This window comes from Actinomadura parmotrematis (assembly GCF_019458805.1).
Taxonomy (GTDB): Bacteria; Actinomycetota; Actinomycetes; order Streptosporangiales; family Streptosporangiaceae; genus Spirillospora; species Spirillospora parmotrematis.
On record NZ_JAIBOA010000009.1, the window covers coordinates 106,366 to 119,557 of the forward strand.

The 13,192-nt window shown below is 75.1% G+C and carries 18 protein-coding genes; 9 read left to right on the forward strand and 9 right to left on the reverse strand.

Going from position 1 to position 13,192, the window contains the following annotated elements; genetic code table 11:
* Positions 1-5: 5 nt before the first annotated feature.
* The 4 genes from K1Y72_RS15885 to K1Y72_RS15900 form a co-directional block, all read right to left on the reverse strand.
* Positions 6-797, reverse strand: a complete 792-nt coding sequence (locus K1Y72_RS15885; protein ID WP_220167098.1) for an alpha/beta fold hydrolase — start codon at positions 795-797, stop codon at positions 6-8.
* Between the two features lie 117 nt (positions 798-914).
* The gene (locus K1Y72_RS15890; RefSeq protein WP_220167099.1) at positions 915-1,637 is read right to left on the reverse strand and encodes an alpha/beta hydrolase; all 723 of its coding nucleotides are present in this window, start codon (positions 1,635-1,637) and stop codon (positions 915-917) included.
* 19 nt (positions 1,638-1,656) lie between these two features.
* The gene (locus K1Y72_RS15895) at positions 1,657-1,968 is read right to left on the reverse strand and encodes an Rv1322 family protein (protein ID WP_220167100.1); all 312 of its coding nucleotides are present in this window, start codon (positions 1,966-1,968) and stop codon (positions 1,657-1,659) included.
* Positions 1,969-1,988: 20 nt separating this feature from the next.
* Positions 1,989-3,503 carry a 3-hydroxyacyl-CoA dehydrogenase family protein gene (locus tag K1Y72_RS15900; protein ID WP_220167101.1) on the reverse strand — a complete coding sequence of 505 codons (1,515 nt, stop codon included), beginning with the start codon at positions 3,501-3,503 and terminating at the stop codon, positions 1,989-1,991.
* A 43-nt stretch (positions 3,504-3,546) separates the two neighbouring features.
* Here K1Y72_RS15900 and K1Y72_RS15905 point away from each other — a divergent pair, with 43 nt between their 5' ends.
* Both K1Y72_RS15905 and K1Y72_RS36285 read left to right on the forward strand, forming a co-directional pair.
* Complete coding sequence (locus K1Y72_RS15905) at positions 3,547-4,548, forward strand: LLM class flavin-dependent oxidoreductase (protein ID WP_220167102.1); 1,002 nt, start codon at positions 3,547-3,549, stop codon at positions 4,546-4,548.
* Between the two features lie 46 nt (positions 4,549-4,594).
* Complete coding sequence (locus K1Y72_RS36285; RefSeq protein ID WP_258572506.1) at positions 4,595-4,723, forward strand: hypothetical protein; 129 nt, start codon at positions 4,595-4,597, stop codon at positions 4,721-4,723.
* A 73-nt stretch (positions 4,724-4,796) separates the two neighbouring features.
* Here the strand turns inward: K1Y72_RS36285 and K1Y72_RS15910 are convergent, their stop codons facing one another.
* Positions 4,797-5,183, reverse strand: a complete 387-nt coding sequence (locus K1Y72_RS15910) for an SCO5389 family protein (protein WP_220167103.1) — start codon at positions 5,181-5,183, stop codon at positions 4,797-4,799.
* Positions 5,184-5,335: 152 nt separating this feature from the next.
* Here K1Y72_RS15910 and K1Y72_RS15915 point away from each other — a divergent pair, with 152 nt between their 5' ends.
* Positions 5,336-6,955, forward strand: a complete 1,620-nt coding sequence (locus K1Y72_RS15915; RefSeq protein WP_220167104.1) for a phytoene desaturase family protein — start codon at positions 5,336-5,338, stop codon at positions 6,953-6,955.
* Here K1Y72_RS15915 and K1Y72_RS15920 read toward each other — a convergent pair.
* Entirely contained in the window at positions 6,952-7,416 is a 465-nt protein-coding gene (locus K1Y72_RS15920) for an SRPBCC family protein (RefSeq protein ID WP_220167105.1), read from the reverse strand. The genes K1Y72_RS15915 and K1Y72_RS15920 overlap by 4 nt on opposite strands.
* 92 nt (positions 7,417-7,508) lie before the next feature.
* Here K1Y72_RS15920 and nucS point away from each other — a divergent pair, with 92 nt between their 5' ends.
* The gene (nucS, locus tag K1Y72_RS15925; protein ID WP_220167106.1) at positions 7,509-8,198 is read left to right on the forward strand and encodes an endonuclease NucS; all 690 of its coding nucleotides are present in this window, start codon (positions 7,509-7,511) and stop codon (positions 8,196-8,198) included.
* 18 nt (positions 8,199-8,216) lie between these two features.
* On the opposite strand, the gene K1Y72_RS36290 is transcribed toward nucS, so the two are convergent.
* Positions 8,217-8,345, reverse strand: a complete 129-nt coding sequence (locus tag K1Y72_RS36290; RefSeq protein ID WP_258572507.1) for a hypothetical protein — start codon at positions 8,343-8,345, stop codon at positions 8,217-8,219.
* A gap of 133 nt (positions 8,346-8,478) precedes the next feature.
* Between K1Y72_RS36290 and K1Y72_RS15930 the strand changes: the two genes are divergently transcribed.
* From K1Y72_RS15930 to K1Y72_RS15940, 3 genes are all read left to right on the forward strand, one after another.
* Positions 8,479-8,886 carry a DUF3224 domain-containing protein gene (locus tag K1Y72_RS15930; protein ID WP_220167107.1) on the forward strand — a complete coding sequence of 136 codons (408 nt, stop codon included), beginning with the start codon at positions 8,479-8,481 and terminating at the stop codon, positions 8,884-8,886.
* Positions 8,887-8,916: 30 nt separating this feature from the next.
* Positions 8,917-9,528, forward strand: coding sequence for a TetR/AcrR family transcriptional regulator (locus K1Y72_RS15935; protein ID WP_220167108.1), 612 nt, complete (start codon positions 8,917-8,919; stop codon positions 9,526-9,528).
* Positions 9,529-9,601: 73 nt separating this feature from the next.
* On the forward strand, positions 9,602-10,390 hold the full coding sequence (locus K1Y72_RS15940; protein ID WP_220167109.1) for a site-2 protease family protein: 789 nt from the start codon (positions 9,602-9,604) through the stop codon (positions 10,388-10,390).
* Here K1Y72_RS15940 and K1Y72_RS15945 read toward each other — a convergent pair.
* The gene (locus K1Y72_RS15945; RefSeq protein ID WP_220167110.1) at positions 10,335-11,003 is read right to left on the reverse strand and encodes a TetR/AcrR family transcriptional regulator; all 669 of its coding nucleotides are present in this window, start codon (positions 11,001-11,003) and stop codon (positions 10,335-10,337) included. The two genes, K1Y72_RS15940 and K1Y72_RS15945, sit on opposite strands and share 56 nt — an antisense overlap.
* Positions 11,004-11,071: 68 nt before the next feature.
* Here K1Y72_RS15945 and K1Y72_RS15950 point away from each other — a divergent pair, with 68 nt between their 5' ends.
* Positions 11,072-11,893 (forward strand): NAD(P)H-binding protein, encoded by an 822-nt coding sequence (locus K1Y72_RS15950; RefSeq protein ID WP_220167111.1) that lies wholly within the window; start codon positions 11,072-11,074, stop codon positions 11,891-11,893.
* A 52-nt stretch (positions 11,894-11,945) separates the two neighbouring features.
* Here the strand turns inward: K1Y72_RS15950 and K1Y72_RS15955 are convergent, their stop codons facing one another.
* Positions 11,946-12,473: a PadR family transcriptional regulator gene (locus K1Y72_RS15955; RefSeq protein ID WP_220167112.1), complete on the reverse strand. Its 528-nt coding sequence runs from the start codon at positions 12,471-12,473 to the stop codon at positions 11,946-11,948.
* Positions 12,474-12,574: 101 nt separating this feature from the next.
* Between K1Y72_RS15955 and K1Y72_RS15960 the strand changes: the two genes are divergently transcribed.
* A complete protein-coding gene (locus tag K1Y72_RS15960) occupies positions 12,575-13,171 on the forward strand; it encodes a hypothetical protein (protein ID WP_220167113.1) in 597 nt (198 codons plus the stop codon).
* The last annotated feature ends 21 nt before the right edge of the window (positions 13,172-13,192 follow it).

Genomic DNA, 13,192 nt, shown 5'->3' on the forward strand with positions numbered 1-13,192 from the left:
GGCGCTCAGGCGGTCGGGCGGGAGACGGCGGCGGCGAACTCGGCCACCGCCTGGTTGAACAGGTCGGGCTGCTCGACCGCGCAGAGATGCCCGGCGCGCGGGATGACGAGCAGCTCGGCGTTCGGCAGCGCGTCGGTCATGGCGCGCGCGTCGTCCTCGCCCGCGAGCTCGTCCTCGGAGCCGACGACGACGAGCGCCGGCACCTTCAGCCCGCGCAGCGTGTCGAACGATTCCTCGCGCGCCGCCATCGCGCGCTGCGCCCACGCCGCCGCGCGCGCCGGGGTGGCCTGGACGAGGCCGCGCACGCGCCCGTAGACGAGGGCGCGCTGCCGGTAGGTGGTCGGGCCGACGAGGCCGGGCAGCACCTCGTCCACGAGGACGCGGACGGTGCCGTCGCGCTCCAGCCGGTCGGCCTGCGCGAGGCGCCGCTCCCGGACCTCGGCCGGGTCGGCGGCGGCCCTGGTGCCGGCGAGCACGAGGCCGCTGACGAGGTCGGGATGGCGGCGGCAGAGCGCCATCGCGACGTAGCCGCCCAGGGACAGGCCGCCGAGGACGGCGCGCGGCAGGCCGAGGCGGCGGAACAGCCGGGCGACGTCGTCGGCCATCGTCTCCACGGACGGCTCGCCCGCGCCGAGCACCGACCCGCCGAAGCCGCGCAGGTCCGGGGTGATCACGCGGAAGCGGCCGCCGAGGCCCTCCCGCTGGGCGAGCCACATCGCCGACGACAGCGGGAAGGCGTGCAGCAGCACGAGCGGCGTCCCGGCCCCGACGTCCCTGGCGTAGAGCTGCACGGTCATCGCGACACCGCCCTCCCCGATCCTCTTCCCGACGCCCGCCGGGAACCCGGCGGCTAGGTAATCGTCACCGGGAACGGGCGCGGCCAGTCGCGGATGGCCGTGATCGGACGAAGGTGTTTATTCGTCACCTTCGTCCCACTCGGTGGGCAGCGGCGCGGCGCCGGGCGCGACGCGGCGGACGATCGCGTCCAGCACGATCCGCACGTAGGGCTCCCCGACCCACAGGTGCTTGGCGCCCTCCACGGCGACGACCTCGGCCTGCGGGACGCGCCGGAACCGCTCGCGGGCCTCGGCGGGGCGCAGGTAGTCGTCGAACTCGGGGACGAGCGCGACGACGGGCCGCCCGTCGGCGCCCCAGGCGTCCAGGTCGGCGTCGGTGGCGCGGTGCAGCGGCGGGGACAGCAGGATCGCGCCCTCGACCAGCGGGTCCAGGCCCCACTTCAGGGCGAGCTCGGTGCCGAACGACCAGCCGAGCAGCCAGGGGTGCGGCAGGTCGTGGTACTCGGCGTACTCCAGGGCGGCGGCGACGTCGAGCTTCTCGTCCTCGCCGTGGCCGAACGCGCCGTCGCTCGTGCCGCGCGCCGAGGACGTGCCGCGGGTGTTGAACCGCAGCACCGCGACGTCGGCGAGGGCGGGCAGCCGGAACGACGCCTTGCGGAGCACGTGGCTGTCCATCATGCCCTCGGCGGTCGGCAGCGGGTGCAGGCAGAGGAGCGTCGCGACGGGCGGCCGCTCGGGCGGCAGCGCCAGCTCCCCGACGAGCTCCAGCCCGTCGGCGGTGGTCAGGGTGATGTCCTCGCGGCGGGCGGGCAGCACCGACGCCGCCCTGATCTCTGCCATCTGTGACCTCTCGCGTTCGTCAGTACCGGGGCGCGTTGCGGGACCGCTGGACGCGCGGCCCGCGCCGGCCGCGCGCGTTCCAGCACGGGCGGTGCCAGTGCCGCCGGTCCTCGCCGTCGCGGTCGTCGGCGCGCCAGGCGACGACGTGCGCGACGCCCGGCGGGATCTCCTGGTCGCAGCCGGGGCACCGGTAGGGCTTGGCCGCGTTGGCCCCCGCGACGGCCCGGACGATCCAGTCGCCGTCCGGCCCCGCCTCGGTCTCCTCGAACCGCGGGCCGCCGCCCCCGCCCGACGGGGGGCGGACGGTGCGGCGGTTCTTGCGGGGGCTCATGGCGACCAGACTATTGCGGCTCAGCGCAGGGTCCGCCCGGCGGTGCGGTGCTCCTCCAGCAGCGGCGCGGGCGCGTAGGCGGGCTCGCGCGTCTCGGCGTACAGGGCGTGCAGGGCGGCGACCGCGCGGTCGGCGCCGAGCCTGTCGAGGTCGGCGATCGGGCCGGTCGGGTAGCCACAGCCGAGCGTCATGGCGGCGTCGATGGAGTCGGCGTCCGCGTACCCGGCGTCCAGCATCGCCGCCGCGTCGTTCAGGTACGGGAAGCGCAGCGCGTCCACGATGTGCCCGGCGCGGTCGCGGCAGCGGACGGGGGTGAGGCCGAGGCCGGCGGCGAGCTCGGCCGCGCGGTCGGCGACGCCCTCGCCCGTCACGACGGACGCGGCGATCTCGACGAAGGCGCCGTCCGCCTCGGGCAGGTGGAACCCGACGACGTCGGCGGGACGGCCGGAGGCGACGGCGGCCGCGACGACCGGACCGGTCGTGGCGAGCACGGCGCCGGGCTTGGCCGCAGCGGCGGCGTCTGCGAGGGAGCCCTCGCCGAGCGCGATGATCAGGTCGGCGTCGCCGAGGCCGTCGCGGACGACCTCGCCGAGGGCGGCGGGCACCGCGCCCTCGCCGACCACCGCGACGACGGGGCGCGCGGGCGCGTCCCGCCCGGCGGCCTCGGCGGCGGGGGCGGCGTGGTCGTAGAAGCCGCGGCCGGTCTTGCGGCCGAGGAGCCCGGCGGTGACGAGCTCGCGCAGCACCGGCGCGGGGGCGTGGCGCCGGTCGCGGGTCTCGGCGTGGATCGCCTCCAGGACCTCCAGGCAGGTGTCCAGGCCGATCAGGTCCATCAGCGTGAACGGGCCCATCGGCAGGCCGCCGCCCGCCGTCATGGCGGTGTCGATGTCGTCGCGGGTGGCGTGCCCGGACTCCAGCATCCCGGCGGCCTGGTTGAGGTAGCCGAACAGCAGCCGGTTCGCGACGAACCCGGCCCGGTCGCCGATCACGACGGGCGTCTTGCCGAGGCCCTTCACCAGGGCGGCGACGCGGTCCACGGCGCCGTCCTCGGTGAGCACCGTGCCGATGACCTCGACGAGCTTCATCACGGGTGCGGGGTTGAAGAAGTGCACCCCGACGATCTTGGTGGGGCGGCCGGTGGCGACCGCGATGTCGGTCACCGACAGCGAGGAGGTGTTGGTGGCGAGCACCGCGTCGGCCCGGCAGACCCGGTCCAGCTCGGCGAACACGGCGCGCTTCAGGTCCAGCCGCTCGGGCACGGCCTCGATGACGAGGTCGCACTCGCCGAGCGCGGCGAAGTCGGTCGACAGCTCGACGCGGTCCAGGATCCCGCGCTGCGCGTCCGCGGTGAGCCGGCCGCGCTTCACCGCGCGCCCCGTCGACTTCTCCAGGTGCCCGCGGCCGCGCTCCAGCGCCGCCTCGTCGATCTCCACGCCGACCACGGGCAGCCCGCCGCGGGCCAGCACCTCGGCGATGCCCGCGCCCATGGTGCCGAGCCCGACGACGCCGACCTTGCTGAACGAATCGCCACTCATGCCCCGCAGTCTCCCAGGGGCGCGGGGCGGGTAGGACCCGGGGGTGCGCTTCGGAGTGTTCCTGCTCGCCGCCCGCTTCCCGGGCGAGGACGACGCCGCCGCCCTGCACCGGACCGTCGCCGCCGCGCTCGCCGCCGAGGAGGCCGGCTTCGACGACGTGTGGATCGCCGAGCACCACTTCATGACCTACGGCGTCGTGCCGTCGGCGGTGGCGCTCGCCGGGCACCTGCTCGGCCGCACGTCCCGGATCGCGGTCGGCACGGCCGTCAGCGTCCTGTCCACCCGGCACCCGGTCGCGCTCGCCGAGGAGGCGGCGCTGCTGGCGATCGTTTCGGGCGGCCGGTTCCGGCTCGGCGTGGGCCGCGGCGGCCCCTGGCGGGACCTGGAGGTGTTCGGGACCGGCCTGGACCGCTACGAGCACGGCTTCGCCGAGTCGCTGGACCTGCTGCTCGCCTGGCTGCGCTCCGAGCGGGTCGGCTGGGACGGCGGCCGGTTCGCCTTCCGGGAGGTCCCCGTCGTGCCGCGCGCCGCCGAGCCGCCGCCCGTCGTCGTCGCCTGCACCTCCCCCGCCACCGAGGAGATCGCGGCCGCGCGGGGCCTGCCGATGCTGCTCGGCATGCACGTCGGCGACGCGGCGAAGGCCGCCGCCGTCGCGCGCCACCGCGCCGCCTGCGGGCGCCCCGCGCCGCACGTCTCGGCGCACCTGGCGCAGGTCGGCGACAGCCGCGACGAGGCGGCCGCGCTGCTGCTGGAGGAGATGCCGCGCTGGCTCGGGCCGGGCCTCGACGGCTACGTCCCCGTGGACGGCCGCCCGCGCCCGGCGCGCGACCCGCGCGGCTACGTCCGCGAGCTCGTGGACCGGCACCCCGTCGGGTCGCCCGCCGACTGCGCGCGGACCCTCGCCGCCTCCGCCCGCCGCACCGGCGTCGGGCACGCCGTGCTGCTCGTCGAGGGGGCGGGGACGGCCGAGCGCACCCTCGCCAACATCCGGCGGCTCGGCGCCGAGGTGCTCCCCCGCCTGCGCGGCGGCCACCTCCCGCAATGACGGAAAGTAGTCACACGATCACGGGACGCGGCGTAGGGTCGGGGGCATGCGCGAAACCGATCTCGCATCCGCCGCACCCGACTTCACCGACCTGCTCGAATCGATCAAAGAGCTGATCGAGGAGTACGACCGGGCGATCCCCGCGGCGGGTGCCCCCTGCGAAACCGAGTCCTGAACCCGGCCGGCCCGGGGCCGCTCGTACAGGCGGACCCGGGCCGCGCCCTTCCCGGTCAGCAGTCGCGGACCGGTCAGCAGTCGCGCAGCTCGGGCGACTGGTTCAGGATCTGCTCGCGGGCGGTGACGAAGCGGCGGTAGTCCGCCGAGTCGCCGGACGGGAACACCGCCACCCGGTGGCAGTTCTGGAAGGCCAGCTTCACGCCGAAGTAGCGCTCCAGGCTGCCGCGCATCGCGTCGCTCGCCAGCACCCGCAGCAGCTGGCCGCGGGCCTGCTCGTCGGGCGGCGGGGTCAGGTTGTCGGCGAACGCGCCGCCGTCCACCTGCAACCGCGCCACCAGACCGCTGATCAGTTCCCAGGCGTACGGCAGCGAGGTGCGCACGCACTCCACGAACTCCGCGTCGCCGACCTCGCCCTTGCGGGCGCTTTCAAGAAGCTGGGGGGAGACGTCCAAGGACATGACTGGGCCCCTTTCACAGACAGTGATGAGTCACCCTCTCCCGTGACGCTAACCACCACCCGGTGGGATTTCCAGCCTTGACAGCGGGTTTGACGCCCCGGCTCCGGCGCTCGGCAGCACTAACCTGCGCCCCGGTGGGGAAGGGGACGTCCATGGCGGACGCAGTGGTGATCGGAAGCGGCCCGAACGGGCTGGTCGCGGCGAACGTGCTCGCGGACGCGGGCTGGGACGTGCAGGTGCTGGAGGCGCAGCCGGTGCCGGGCGGCGCCGTGCGCAGCGATCGGGGCGTCCACCCCGACTACGTCAGCGACGTGTGCAGCGCCTTCTATCCCCTGGGCGTGGCCTCGCCCGCGGTCCGCTCCCTCGGGCTGGAGGAGCACGGGCTGCGCTGGCGGCACGCCCCCGCCGTCATGGCCCACCCCCTGGACGACGGCCGCTGCGCGGTGCTGGAGCGCGACCCGGCCGCGACCGCGGCGGGCCTGGACGCGCTCGCCAAGGGCGACGGCGACGCCTGGCTGCGCCTCTACGGCCTCTGGAACGACCTCGGCGATGACCTGCTGGCCGCCCTGTTCTCCCCGTTCCCGCCCGCCCGCGCGGGCCTCTCCCTCGCCGCCAAGGCCCGCGCGGCGGGCCTGCTGCACTTCGCGCGCTTCGCGGTGCTGCCCGTGCGGCGCCTCGGCGAGGAGGAGTTCGCCGGCAAGGGCGCACCGCTGCTGTTCGCCGGATCGGCGCTGCACGCGGACTTCTTCCCTGAGTCAGCGGCCGGCGCGTTCTTCGGCTGGCTGCTGGCGATGCTGGGCCAGCAGTACGGCTGGCCCGTCCCCGAGGGCGGCGCCGGCGAGCTCGCGAACGCCCTCGTCCGGCGGCTGGAGAGCCGCGGCGGCACCGTCCGCTGCGACACCCCCGTCACCGAGGTCGTCGTCCGCGACGGCCGCGCCCTCGGCGTGCGCACCGCGTCCGGCGAGGCGATCCGCGCCACCCGCGCCGTCCTCGCCGACGTGTCCGCGCCCGCCCTGTACGGCGGCCTCGTCGGCTGGGAGCACCTGCCCGCCCGGCTCCGCGACGACCTGCGCCGCTTCCAGTGGGACTACGCCACCTTCAAGGTCGACTGGGCGCTGTCGGGTCCCATCCCCTGGGCGTCCCCGGGCGCCGCCCGCGCCGGCACCGTCCACCTCGCCGCCGACATGGACGCCCTCACCACCTTCAACGCCCAGATCGCCACCGGCCGCGTCCCGGGCGACCCGTTCTGCCTGCTCGGCCAGATGACCACCGCCGACCCGTCCCGCTCCCCCGCCGGCACCGAGTCGGTCTGGGCCTACACCCACGTCCCGCAGCGCGTCCGCGGCGACGCCGGGCCCGACGGCATCACCGGCGCCTGGGACGGGCGCGAGCGCGACGCGTTCGCCGCGCGCGTCGAGTCGGTCGTCGAGCGGTACGCGCCCGGCTTCCGCGACCGGATCGCCGCCCGCCGCATCCTCGCGCCCGGCGACCTCAACGGGCACGACGCCAACCTGCACAACGGCGCGCTGAACGGCGGCACCGCCGGGATCCACCAGCAGCTCGTGTTCCGGCCGGTGCCCGGCACCGGCCGCCCCGAGACGCCGGTCCGCGGCCTCTACCTGGCGTCGGCGTCGGCCCACCCGGGCGGCGGCGTGCACGGCGCGTGCGGCTCCAACGCCGCCCGCGCCGCGCTCCGCGCCGGCACCCCCCTCGGCCGCTACGTCCTCCGCCCCGGCCTCGCCGCCGCCCAGCGCTTCCTGCTGGGCGGCTAGGGGACGGGGATCTCCGCGCGGCGCTCGCCGGCCTTGTCCATGACGACCGAGCGCAGGTTCCGCAGCATCAGCCGGTTGCGGAGGTTCAGCAGCAGCTCGGCGTGCGGCCCGTGCAGGCCGGCGACGGCGCCGTACAGCGGGTGCTCGTCGACCACGACCACCGTCCCCTCACCCCACGGGATCAGCTGGAACGCCACCCGGACCTTGCCCAGGTAGCCCGCGCCGATCTCCAGCTCCAGCCGGTCGGGGCGCTCGTTGACGCGCACCACCGTCCGGTCGCTGTAGGACACCGGCCCGATCCCCGCGACGAAGCGGATCTCGCTGCCGACGGCGGGCCAGCCCGGGTCCTCATGGCGGATCTCCTTGGTGCCGACCACCCAGTCGGCGTAGCGCGCCCCGTCGGCGAGCGCCGCCCAGACGTCGTCGCGACCGGCGTCGATGTAGATGTGTCGTACGGCCATGGGGAGCGCCTACCCGCGGAACGGGCAGGTCAGTCGTCGCGCTCCGCCGACCGGGCCACGATCACCGCCGGGCGCCACTAGGCTCCTCCACCGTGCGTCTCGTTATCGCCCGGTGCAGCGTCGACTACGCCGGCAAGCTCACCGCCCACCTTCCGCTGGCGCCCCGCCTCATCCTGATCAAGTCGGACGGCAGCGTGAGCGTGCACGCCGACGACCGCGCCTACAAGCCGCTGAACTGGATGAACCCGCCGTGCACGCTCCGCGAGGAGCCGTTCGTCGAGCCCGACGAGGCCGGCGTCACCCAGCGCTGGACGGTCACCCACGGCAAGTCCGGCGAGCGCCTCATCCTCAACGTGCACGAGGTGCTGCACGACACCAGCCACGAGCTCGGCCTCGACCCCGGCCTCATCAAGGACGGCGTCGAGGCCCACCTCCAGGAGCTGCTCGCCGAGCACATCACCACCCTCGGCCCCGGCTACACGCTGGTCCGCCGCGAGTACCCGACCGCGATCGGCCCCGTCGACATCCTCTGCCGCGACGCCGGCGGCGCCACCGTCGCCGTCGAGATCAAGCGGCGCGGCGAGATCGACGGCGTCGAGCAGCTCACCCGCTACCTGGAGCTGCTGAACCGCGACTCCCTCATCGCCCCGGTCCGCGGCGTCTTCGCCGCCCAGGAGATCAGGCCCCAGGCCCGCGTTCTCGCCACCGACCGCGGCATCGACTGCGTCACCCTCGACTACGACGCCCTCCGCGGCATCGAGCACGAGGGAACGCTCTTCTGATCCGGTCCCCGCTCCCGGTCACCTGACGAGGTGCTGGGATCCCAGCCAGTCGCGGGCGGCGAAGGCGGGGGCCTCGCCGTCGACGTCGACCCGGGCGTTGGGGGCGAGGATGGCGCGGCGGCTGCGGAGATAGTCCCAGAAGTCCACGGTTCCTCCGGTGTCTCCGTACCACCGCGCCGCGCCCCCGCCGCACCTTCCGCACCGGGGTTTCGGCGCGCTCCGCGGGACGCCGGCGCAACGGCCCTGTTCGGGGCGGTGCGGGCCGGGAATGATGACGGCCATGACCTCTCGCGCGAGCGGCACCTTCGAGATCAAGTCCTGGGACGCCGGGACGCCCTTCCAGAACGAGGGCGGCGTCGAGCTGACCCGCGTCCAGGTGACCCGCGCCTTCCACGGCGACCTGGTCGGCAGCAGCACCGCCGAGCTGATCACCGTGCGCTCGCCGGCCGGGCCGGCGGCCTACGTCGGCGTGGAGACGGTGCGCGGCATCCTGCACGGCCGCGAGGGCACCTTCGTGCTCCAGCACAACGCCGGCAGCGACGACGGCGGCGACGACACCCAGTGGCTGGACCTGCTCGTCGTCCCCGCGACCGGCACCGGCGAGCTGGCCGGCGTCCGCGGCCGGTTCGAGCTCGGCACGGACGACGCCGGCGGGCACGCCTGGTCGCTGGAGTACACGCTCGGCTGACCGCCGGTCCCGACCGCGTAATCTGCTGCCATGGCCCCAGCCTCCCCCGCGCCCGCCGCCGGAACCGCCGCCGGGACCGGCACCCGCGAGCGCGTCATCGACGCCGCCGAGGAGTGCTTCGCCCGGTTCGGGGTCGCCAAGACGACGGTGGAGGACATCGCGGCGCGGGCGGGCCTGTCGCGCGCCACCGTCTACCGGGCCGTGACCGGCGGCCGCGACGAGCTGATCCTCGCCGTCGTGCTGCGCGACCTGCGCCGCTTCCTGGACCTGCTGGCGGCGCGCCTCGCGACCAGCCCGACGGTGCCGGACGCGATCGTGGAGGGCGTGGTCGACGCCGTCGCGTTCGTCCGCGAGGACCCGACGATCGCGCGGTTCCTCGTCCCCGAGGCCGCCGGGCACATGCAGGCGGCCGTGGCGGGCGCCGCCGAGCAGGTGCTCGGCCTCTGCGCCGACTACGTCCGGCCGCACTTCGCGATGGCGCAGCGGCACGGCCTGCTGCGCGCCGACATCGAGGTGGAGGGCGCGGTCGAGTTCCTGTTCCGGATGATCACCTCGCTGATCGCGCTGGAGCGCGACCGCCCCACCGACGATCTGCGCGCCTTCCTCCGCACCTACGTCGTGCCGGTGCTCGCGGCCGGCTGACGCGTTCCGCGCCGCCGAGACGGTAGCGTCAGGGTCGAGGCGGCACGCCGCGAGGCACGTCGGAGGGGTGGTCATGGGCACGGTGCACGACATGCGGGGGCGCTCGGCGGTCCGGCCGAGCCCGGTGTTCCTCGCGATCGTGGCCGTGACGGTGCTCACCGGCCTCATCGTCTGGCGCTACGGGACGATGGTGGGGACGCAATCGCGGATCGCGGTGTTCGCGTTCGTCATCGCGGGCTGGATCCTGACGCTCTGCCTGCACGAGTTCGGGCACGCCTACCTGGCCTACCGGTCGGGCGACCGGAGCGTCGCCACCCGCGGCTACCTCACGCTGAACCCGCTGAAGTACACCGACGGCATCCTGTCGTTCGCGATCCCGGTGCTGTTCATCCTGCTCGGCGGGATCGGCTTCCCGGGCGGCGCGGTGTGGATCGACCGGGGCGCGATCCACGGCCGGGTCCGGCACGCCCTGGTGTCGGCGGCGGGCCCGCTCGCGAACGTGCTGTTCGCCATCATGATCGCCGTCATCTTCAAGAACTTCGCCGACGAGCGGCACGGCATCTTCTGGGCCGCCGTCGCCTTCCTCGGCTTCCTCCAGGTGACCGCCGCGATCCTGAACCTGCTGCCGATCCCGGGTCTGGACGGCTTCGGCGTCGTGGAGCCGTTCCTGCCGCGCTCGACCGTGCGGACGCTCAACCAGTACGGCGGCTACGCCTTCCTGGTGCTGCTCGCCGCCCTCTGGCTGATCGAGCCGCTGAACCGGGCGTTCTTCGACCTGACCTACTGGGTCTGCGCCCGCCTCGGGCTCAGCGACCTGTGGATCCAGCTCGGCCGCGCCCTCTTTCTCTTCTGGCAGCGCTGACCGTTCCGCCCTCGCCCGCCAGGAGGGCGACGATGCGGTGGAGCTGGCCGGTGTAGTGCTCGCGGAACTCCGGTGACGCCGGGTCGAGGCCGAACAGCGACCGGACCGTCAGCGGCCGCGTCACCGGCGCCGACACCATCGCCATGAGCGCGAGCATCACCGCCGCCGGGTCCAGCCCGGCGGCGAGCTCGCCGGCCTCTTGGCGGCGGCGCAGGTCCGCGAGCCCCGTGTCCTCGTCGCCGGGGATCCCGGGCGGGGCGGCGGGCGCGGCCCCGGTCGGGACGGCGTCGAGGTTGCGGCGCAGTTCCAGGAGGGTGCCGCGCGGGTCGTCCAGCGACTGGTGGAGGTAGCGGACGGCGAGGTCGGGCAGCCGCACGTCCGGGGTGTTGAACTCGGCCTCGCGCTCGTACCAGCGGTCGAGGAGCGCCCGGTAGAGGCCCTCCTTGCCGCCGAAGTGGTAGCTGATGAGCTGCTTGTTCACTCCCGCGCGGTCGGCGATGTCCTGCACCCGGGCGCCGGCGAAGCCGCGGGCGGCGAACTCCTCCAGAGCGGCGTCGAGGAGCAGGCGGCAGGTGCGGTCGGAGTCCTGGCGGCGGGCGCGGGGCGTGCTCATGGCCCCACCCTAGCCGGAGTTCATCCATCCGGTTGACTTCATCCATCCGGATGGATGAACATGGGCGCATGTTCGTGATCACTGGAGCCACCGGCAACGTCGGCCGCCACCTCGTCGCCGAGCTGCTCACCCGCGGCCACCGGGTCCGCGCCGTCACCCGCGACCCCGCCGCCGCCCGCCTGCCGTCCGAGGCCGAGGCGGTCCCCTTCGACGCCCTGCCGCTGGACGGCGCGACGGCGCTGTTCGTCAACCCGGCCGCCTTCTGGGGCGGCCTCGGCGATCTGCTGGAGCGGGCGGTCGAGGAGCGCGTCCGGCGCGTCGTCCTGCTGTCGTCCTCGGCCGCCCTCGGCGGGGGCGGCCCGGGCAACCCGATCGGCGCCCACCACCTGGACCTGGAGGAGCGGGTCGCCGCGACCGGGCTGGAGTGGACGTTCGTCCGCCCCGGCGCGTTCGCGGCCAACACGCTCGGCTGGGCCGGGCAGATCCGCGCGGACGGCGTCGTGCGCGGCCCGTACGCCCGCGCCGCCATCGCCTCGATCCACGAGCGCGACATCGCGGCGGTCGCCGCGCGGGCGCTCGCGGACGACGACCTGGTCGGCGCGAAGCCGGTGCTGACGGGGCCGCGGGCGCTCACCCACGCCGAGCACGCGCGGCTGATCGGCGAGGCGATCGGGCGGCCGGTCCGCTACGAGGAGATCTCCCCGGGCGCGGCCCGCGCCGCGATGACGGCGGGACGCACGCCGCCCGCCATCGCCGACGCGCTGCTCCGCATGTTCGCCGCGCAGGTGGACGCGCCGGGCGAGACGTCCCCCGCCGTCGAGCAGATCGCCGGCCGCCCGGCCCGCCCGTTCGCCGCGTGGGCCGCCGACCACGCCGGCGACTTCCGCTGACCGCCGCGCGCCGCCCCGGCGCGCGCGCATCGCGAAGGCCCCGGACCGCCCGTCAGCGGTCCAGGGCCTTCATCTCTTCGGCCGCCCAGCGGAACCACTCGGCGCGCATGGCGTACATGCGGCGGCCGTACTCCATGACGAGGCGCCCGTAGACCGACAGGTCGTCGTCGCCCCAGTCGATGGCGCCCTCCAGGGCCGCCAGGTCGTCGCGCCGCCGGCCGAGCGCGGCGATCTGGGCCGCCATGAACTCCTGGGCCTTCGCCGGCTCGACGAGGCCGAGGAAGAAGACGCGCAGCAGGCTGTCGTCGCGGCGCACCGGCTTCACCGGCACGTCCACGATCCAGCGCAGCAGCTCGCCCCGCCCCTCCTCGGTGATCCCGTACGCCTTGCGGCCGCGCGGCCCCTCCTCGACGACCCGGATGAGGCCGGCCTCGGTCAGCTTGCCGAGCTCGCCGTAGAGCTGGCTCTGGGTGGCGGGCCACACGGTCGCGAGCGAGACCTCGAACAGCTTGAGCAGGTCGTATCCGCTGGCGCCGTCCTGTTCTGCGATCAGCCCCAGCAGGGCGTGGCGAAGGCTCATATCCCTGATCATACACGTCGGTGTTGACATGTCATTTGTGGAACGTATAACTTCAGACATGTCGAAACTGGAACGTCCCCCCGGACCGAGAGGCGGCCCCCATGGCCAAGCACTACGCACTGACCTTCCTGCCCTGGATCGCCCTCGCCGTCGTCTCCGGCGTCTCCGACGCGGCGGGCGCGCTCGCCGGGCTCGCCGCCGCGCTCGTCCTCCTCGCGGTCCGGCGGCGCGGCGGCCACCGTCCCGCCGCGCTGGTCCTGGAGTACTCCAGCGCCGTCTACATGGCGGTGCTGAGCGCCGTCGCGCTCGCCGCCCCGGACGCCGCCGCGCTCCGCTACGGCGCCTCGCTCGCGATCGGCTGGCTCGCCCTCACCGCCTGGGGCGGCCTCGCGATCGGCCGCCCGTTCACCGAGGGCATCGCGCGCCGGCGGGTCACCGCCGAGATCGCCGCGCGGCCGCTGTTCCGGCGCATCATGGTGACCGTGACGGCCGTCTGGGCGGCCGGGTTCACCGTCACCGCGCTCGCCCTCGCCGCCGTCCAGTACGCCGCGCCGCACCAGACCGCCCTGCTGATCGCCTGCAAGGTCGCCGGGTTCGCCCTCCCCGCCGCCTTCACCGCCCGCTACCCCGAGCACGCCCGCAAGCGGCACTTCGCCGCCAACGGCATTCCCGAGTCCGCCTACGCGCCCGCCCACTGACCTCCCGCCCCCGAGGAGCAG

What these genes read in the sequence shown, in the direction of transcription:
- K1Y72_RS15885 (WP_220167098.1), bottom strand. Translation starts at nt 797, where the DNA reads ATGACCGTGCAGCTCTACGCCAGGGACGTCGGGGCCGGGACGCCGCTC.
- K1Y72_RS15890 (WP_220167099.1), bottom strand. Translation starts at nt 1,637, where the DNA reads ATGGCAGAGATCAGGGCGGCGTCGGTGCTGCCCGCCCGCCGCGAGGAC.
- K1Y72_RS15895 (WP_220167100.1), bottom strand. Translation starts at nt 1,968, where the DNA reads ATGAGCCCCCGCAAGAACCGCCGCACCGTCCGCCCCCCGTCGGGCGGG.
- K1Y72_RS15900 (WP_220167101.1), bottom strand. Translation starts at nt 3,503, where the DNA reads ATGAGTGGCGATTCGTTCAGCAAGGTCGGCGTCGTCGGGCTCGGCACC.
- K1Y72_RS36285 (WP_258572506.1), top strand. Translation starts at nt 4,595, where the DNA reads ATGCGCGAAACCGATCTCGCATCCGCCGCACCCGACTTCACCGACCTG.
- K1Y72_RS15910 (WP_220167103.1), bottom strand. Translation starts at nt 5,183, where the DNA reads ATGTCCTTGGACGTCTCCCCCCAGCTTCTTGAAAGCGCCCGCAAGGGC.
- K1Y72_RS15915 (WP_220167104.1), top strand. Translation starts at nt 5,336, where the DNA reads ATGGCGGACGCAGTGGTGATCGGAAGCGGCCCGAACGGGCTGGTCGCG.
- K1Y72_RS15920 (WP_220167105.1), bottom strand. Translation starts at nt 7,416, where the DNA reads ATGGCCGTACGACACATCTACATCGACGCCGGTCGCGACGACGTCTGG.
- K1Y72_RS15930 (WP_220167107.1), top strand. Translation starts at nt 8,479, where the DNA reads ATGACCTCTCGCGCGAGCGGCACCTTCGAGATCAAGTCCTGGGACGCC.
- K1Y72_RS15935 (WP_220167108.1), top strand. Translation starts at nt 8,917, where the DNA reads ATGGCCCCAGCCTCCCCCGCGCCCGCCGCCGGAACCGCCGCCGGGACC.
- K1Y72_RS15940 (WP_220167109.1), top strand. Translation starts at nt 9,602, where the DNA reads ATGGGCACGGTGCACGACATGCGGGGGCGCTCGGCGGTCCGGCCGAGC.
- K1Y72_RS15945 (WP_220167110.1), bottom strand. Translation starts at nt 11,003, where the DNA reads ATGAGCACGCCCCGCGCCCGCCGCCAGGACTCCGACCGCACCTGCCGC.
- K1Y72_RS15950 (WP_220167111.1), top strand. Translation starts at nt 11,072, where the DNA reads ATGTTCGTGATCACTGGAGCCACCGGCAACGTCGGCCGCCACCTCGTC.
- K1Y72_RS15955 (WP_220167112.1), bottom strand. Translation starts at nt 12,473, where the DNA reads ATGAGCCTTCGCCACGCCCTGCTGGGGCTGATCGCAGAACAGGACGGC.
- K1Y72_RS15960 (WP_220167113.1), top strand. Translation starts at nt 12,575, where the DNA reads ATGGCCAAGCACTACGCACTGACCTTCCTGCCCTGGATCGCCCTCGCC.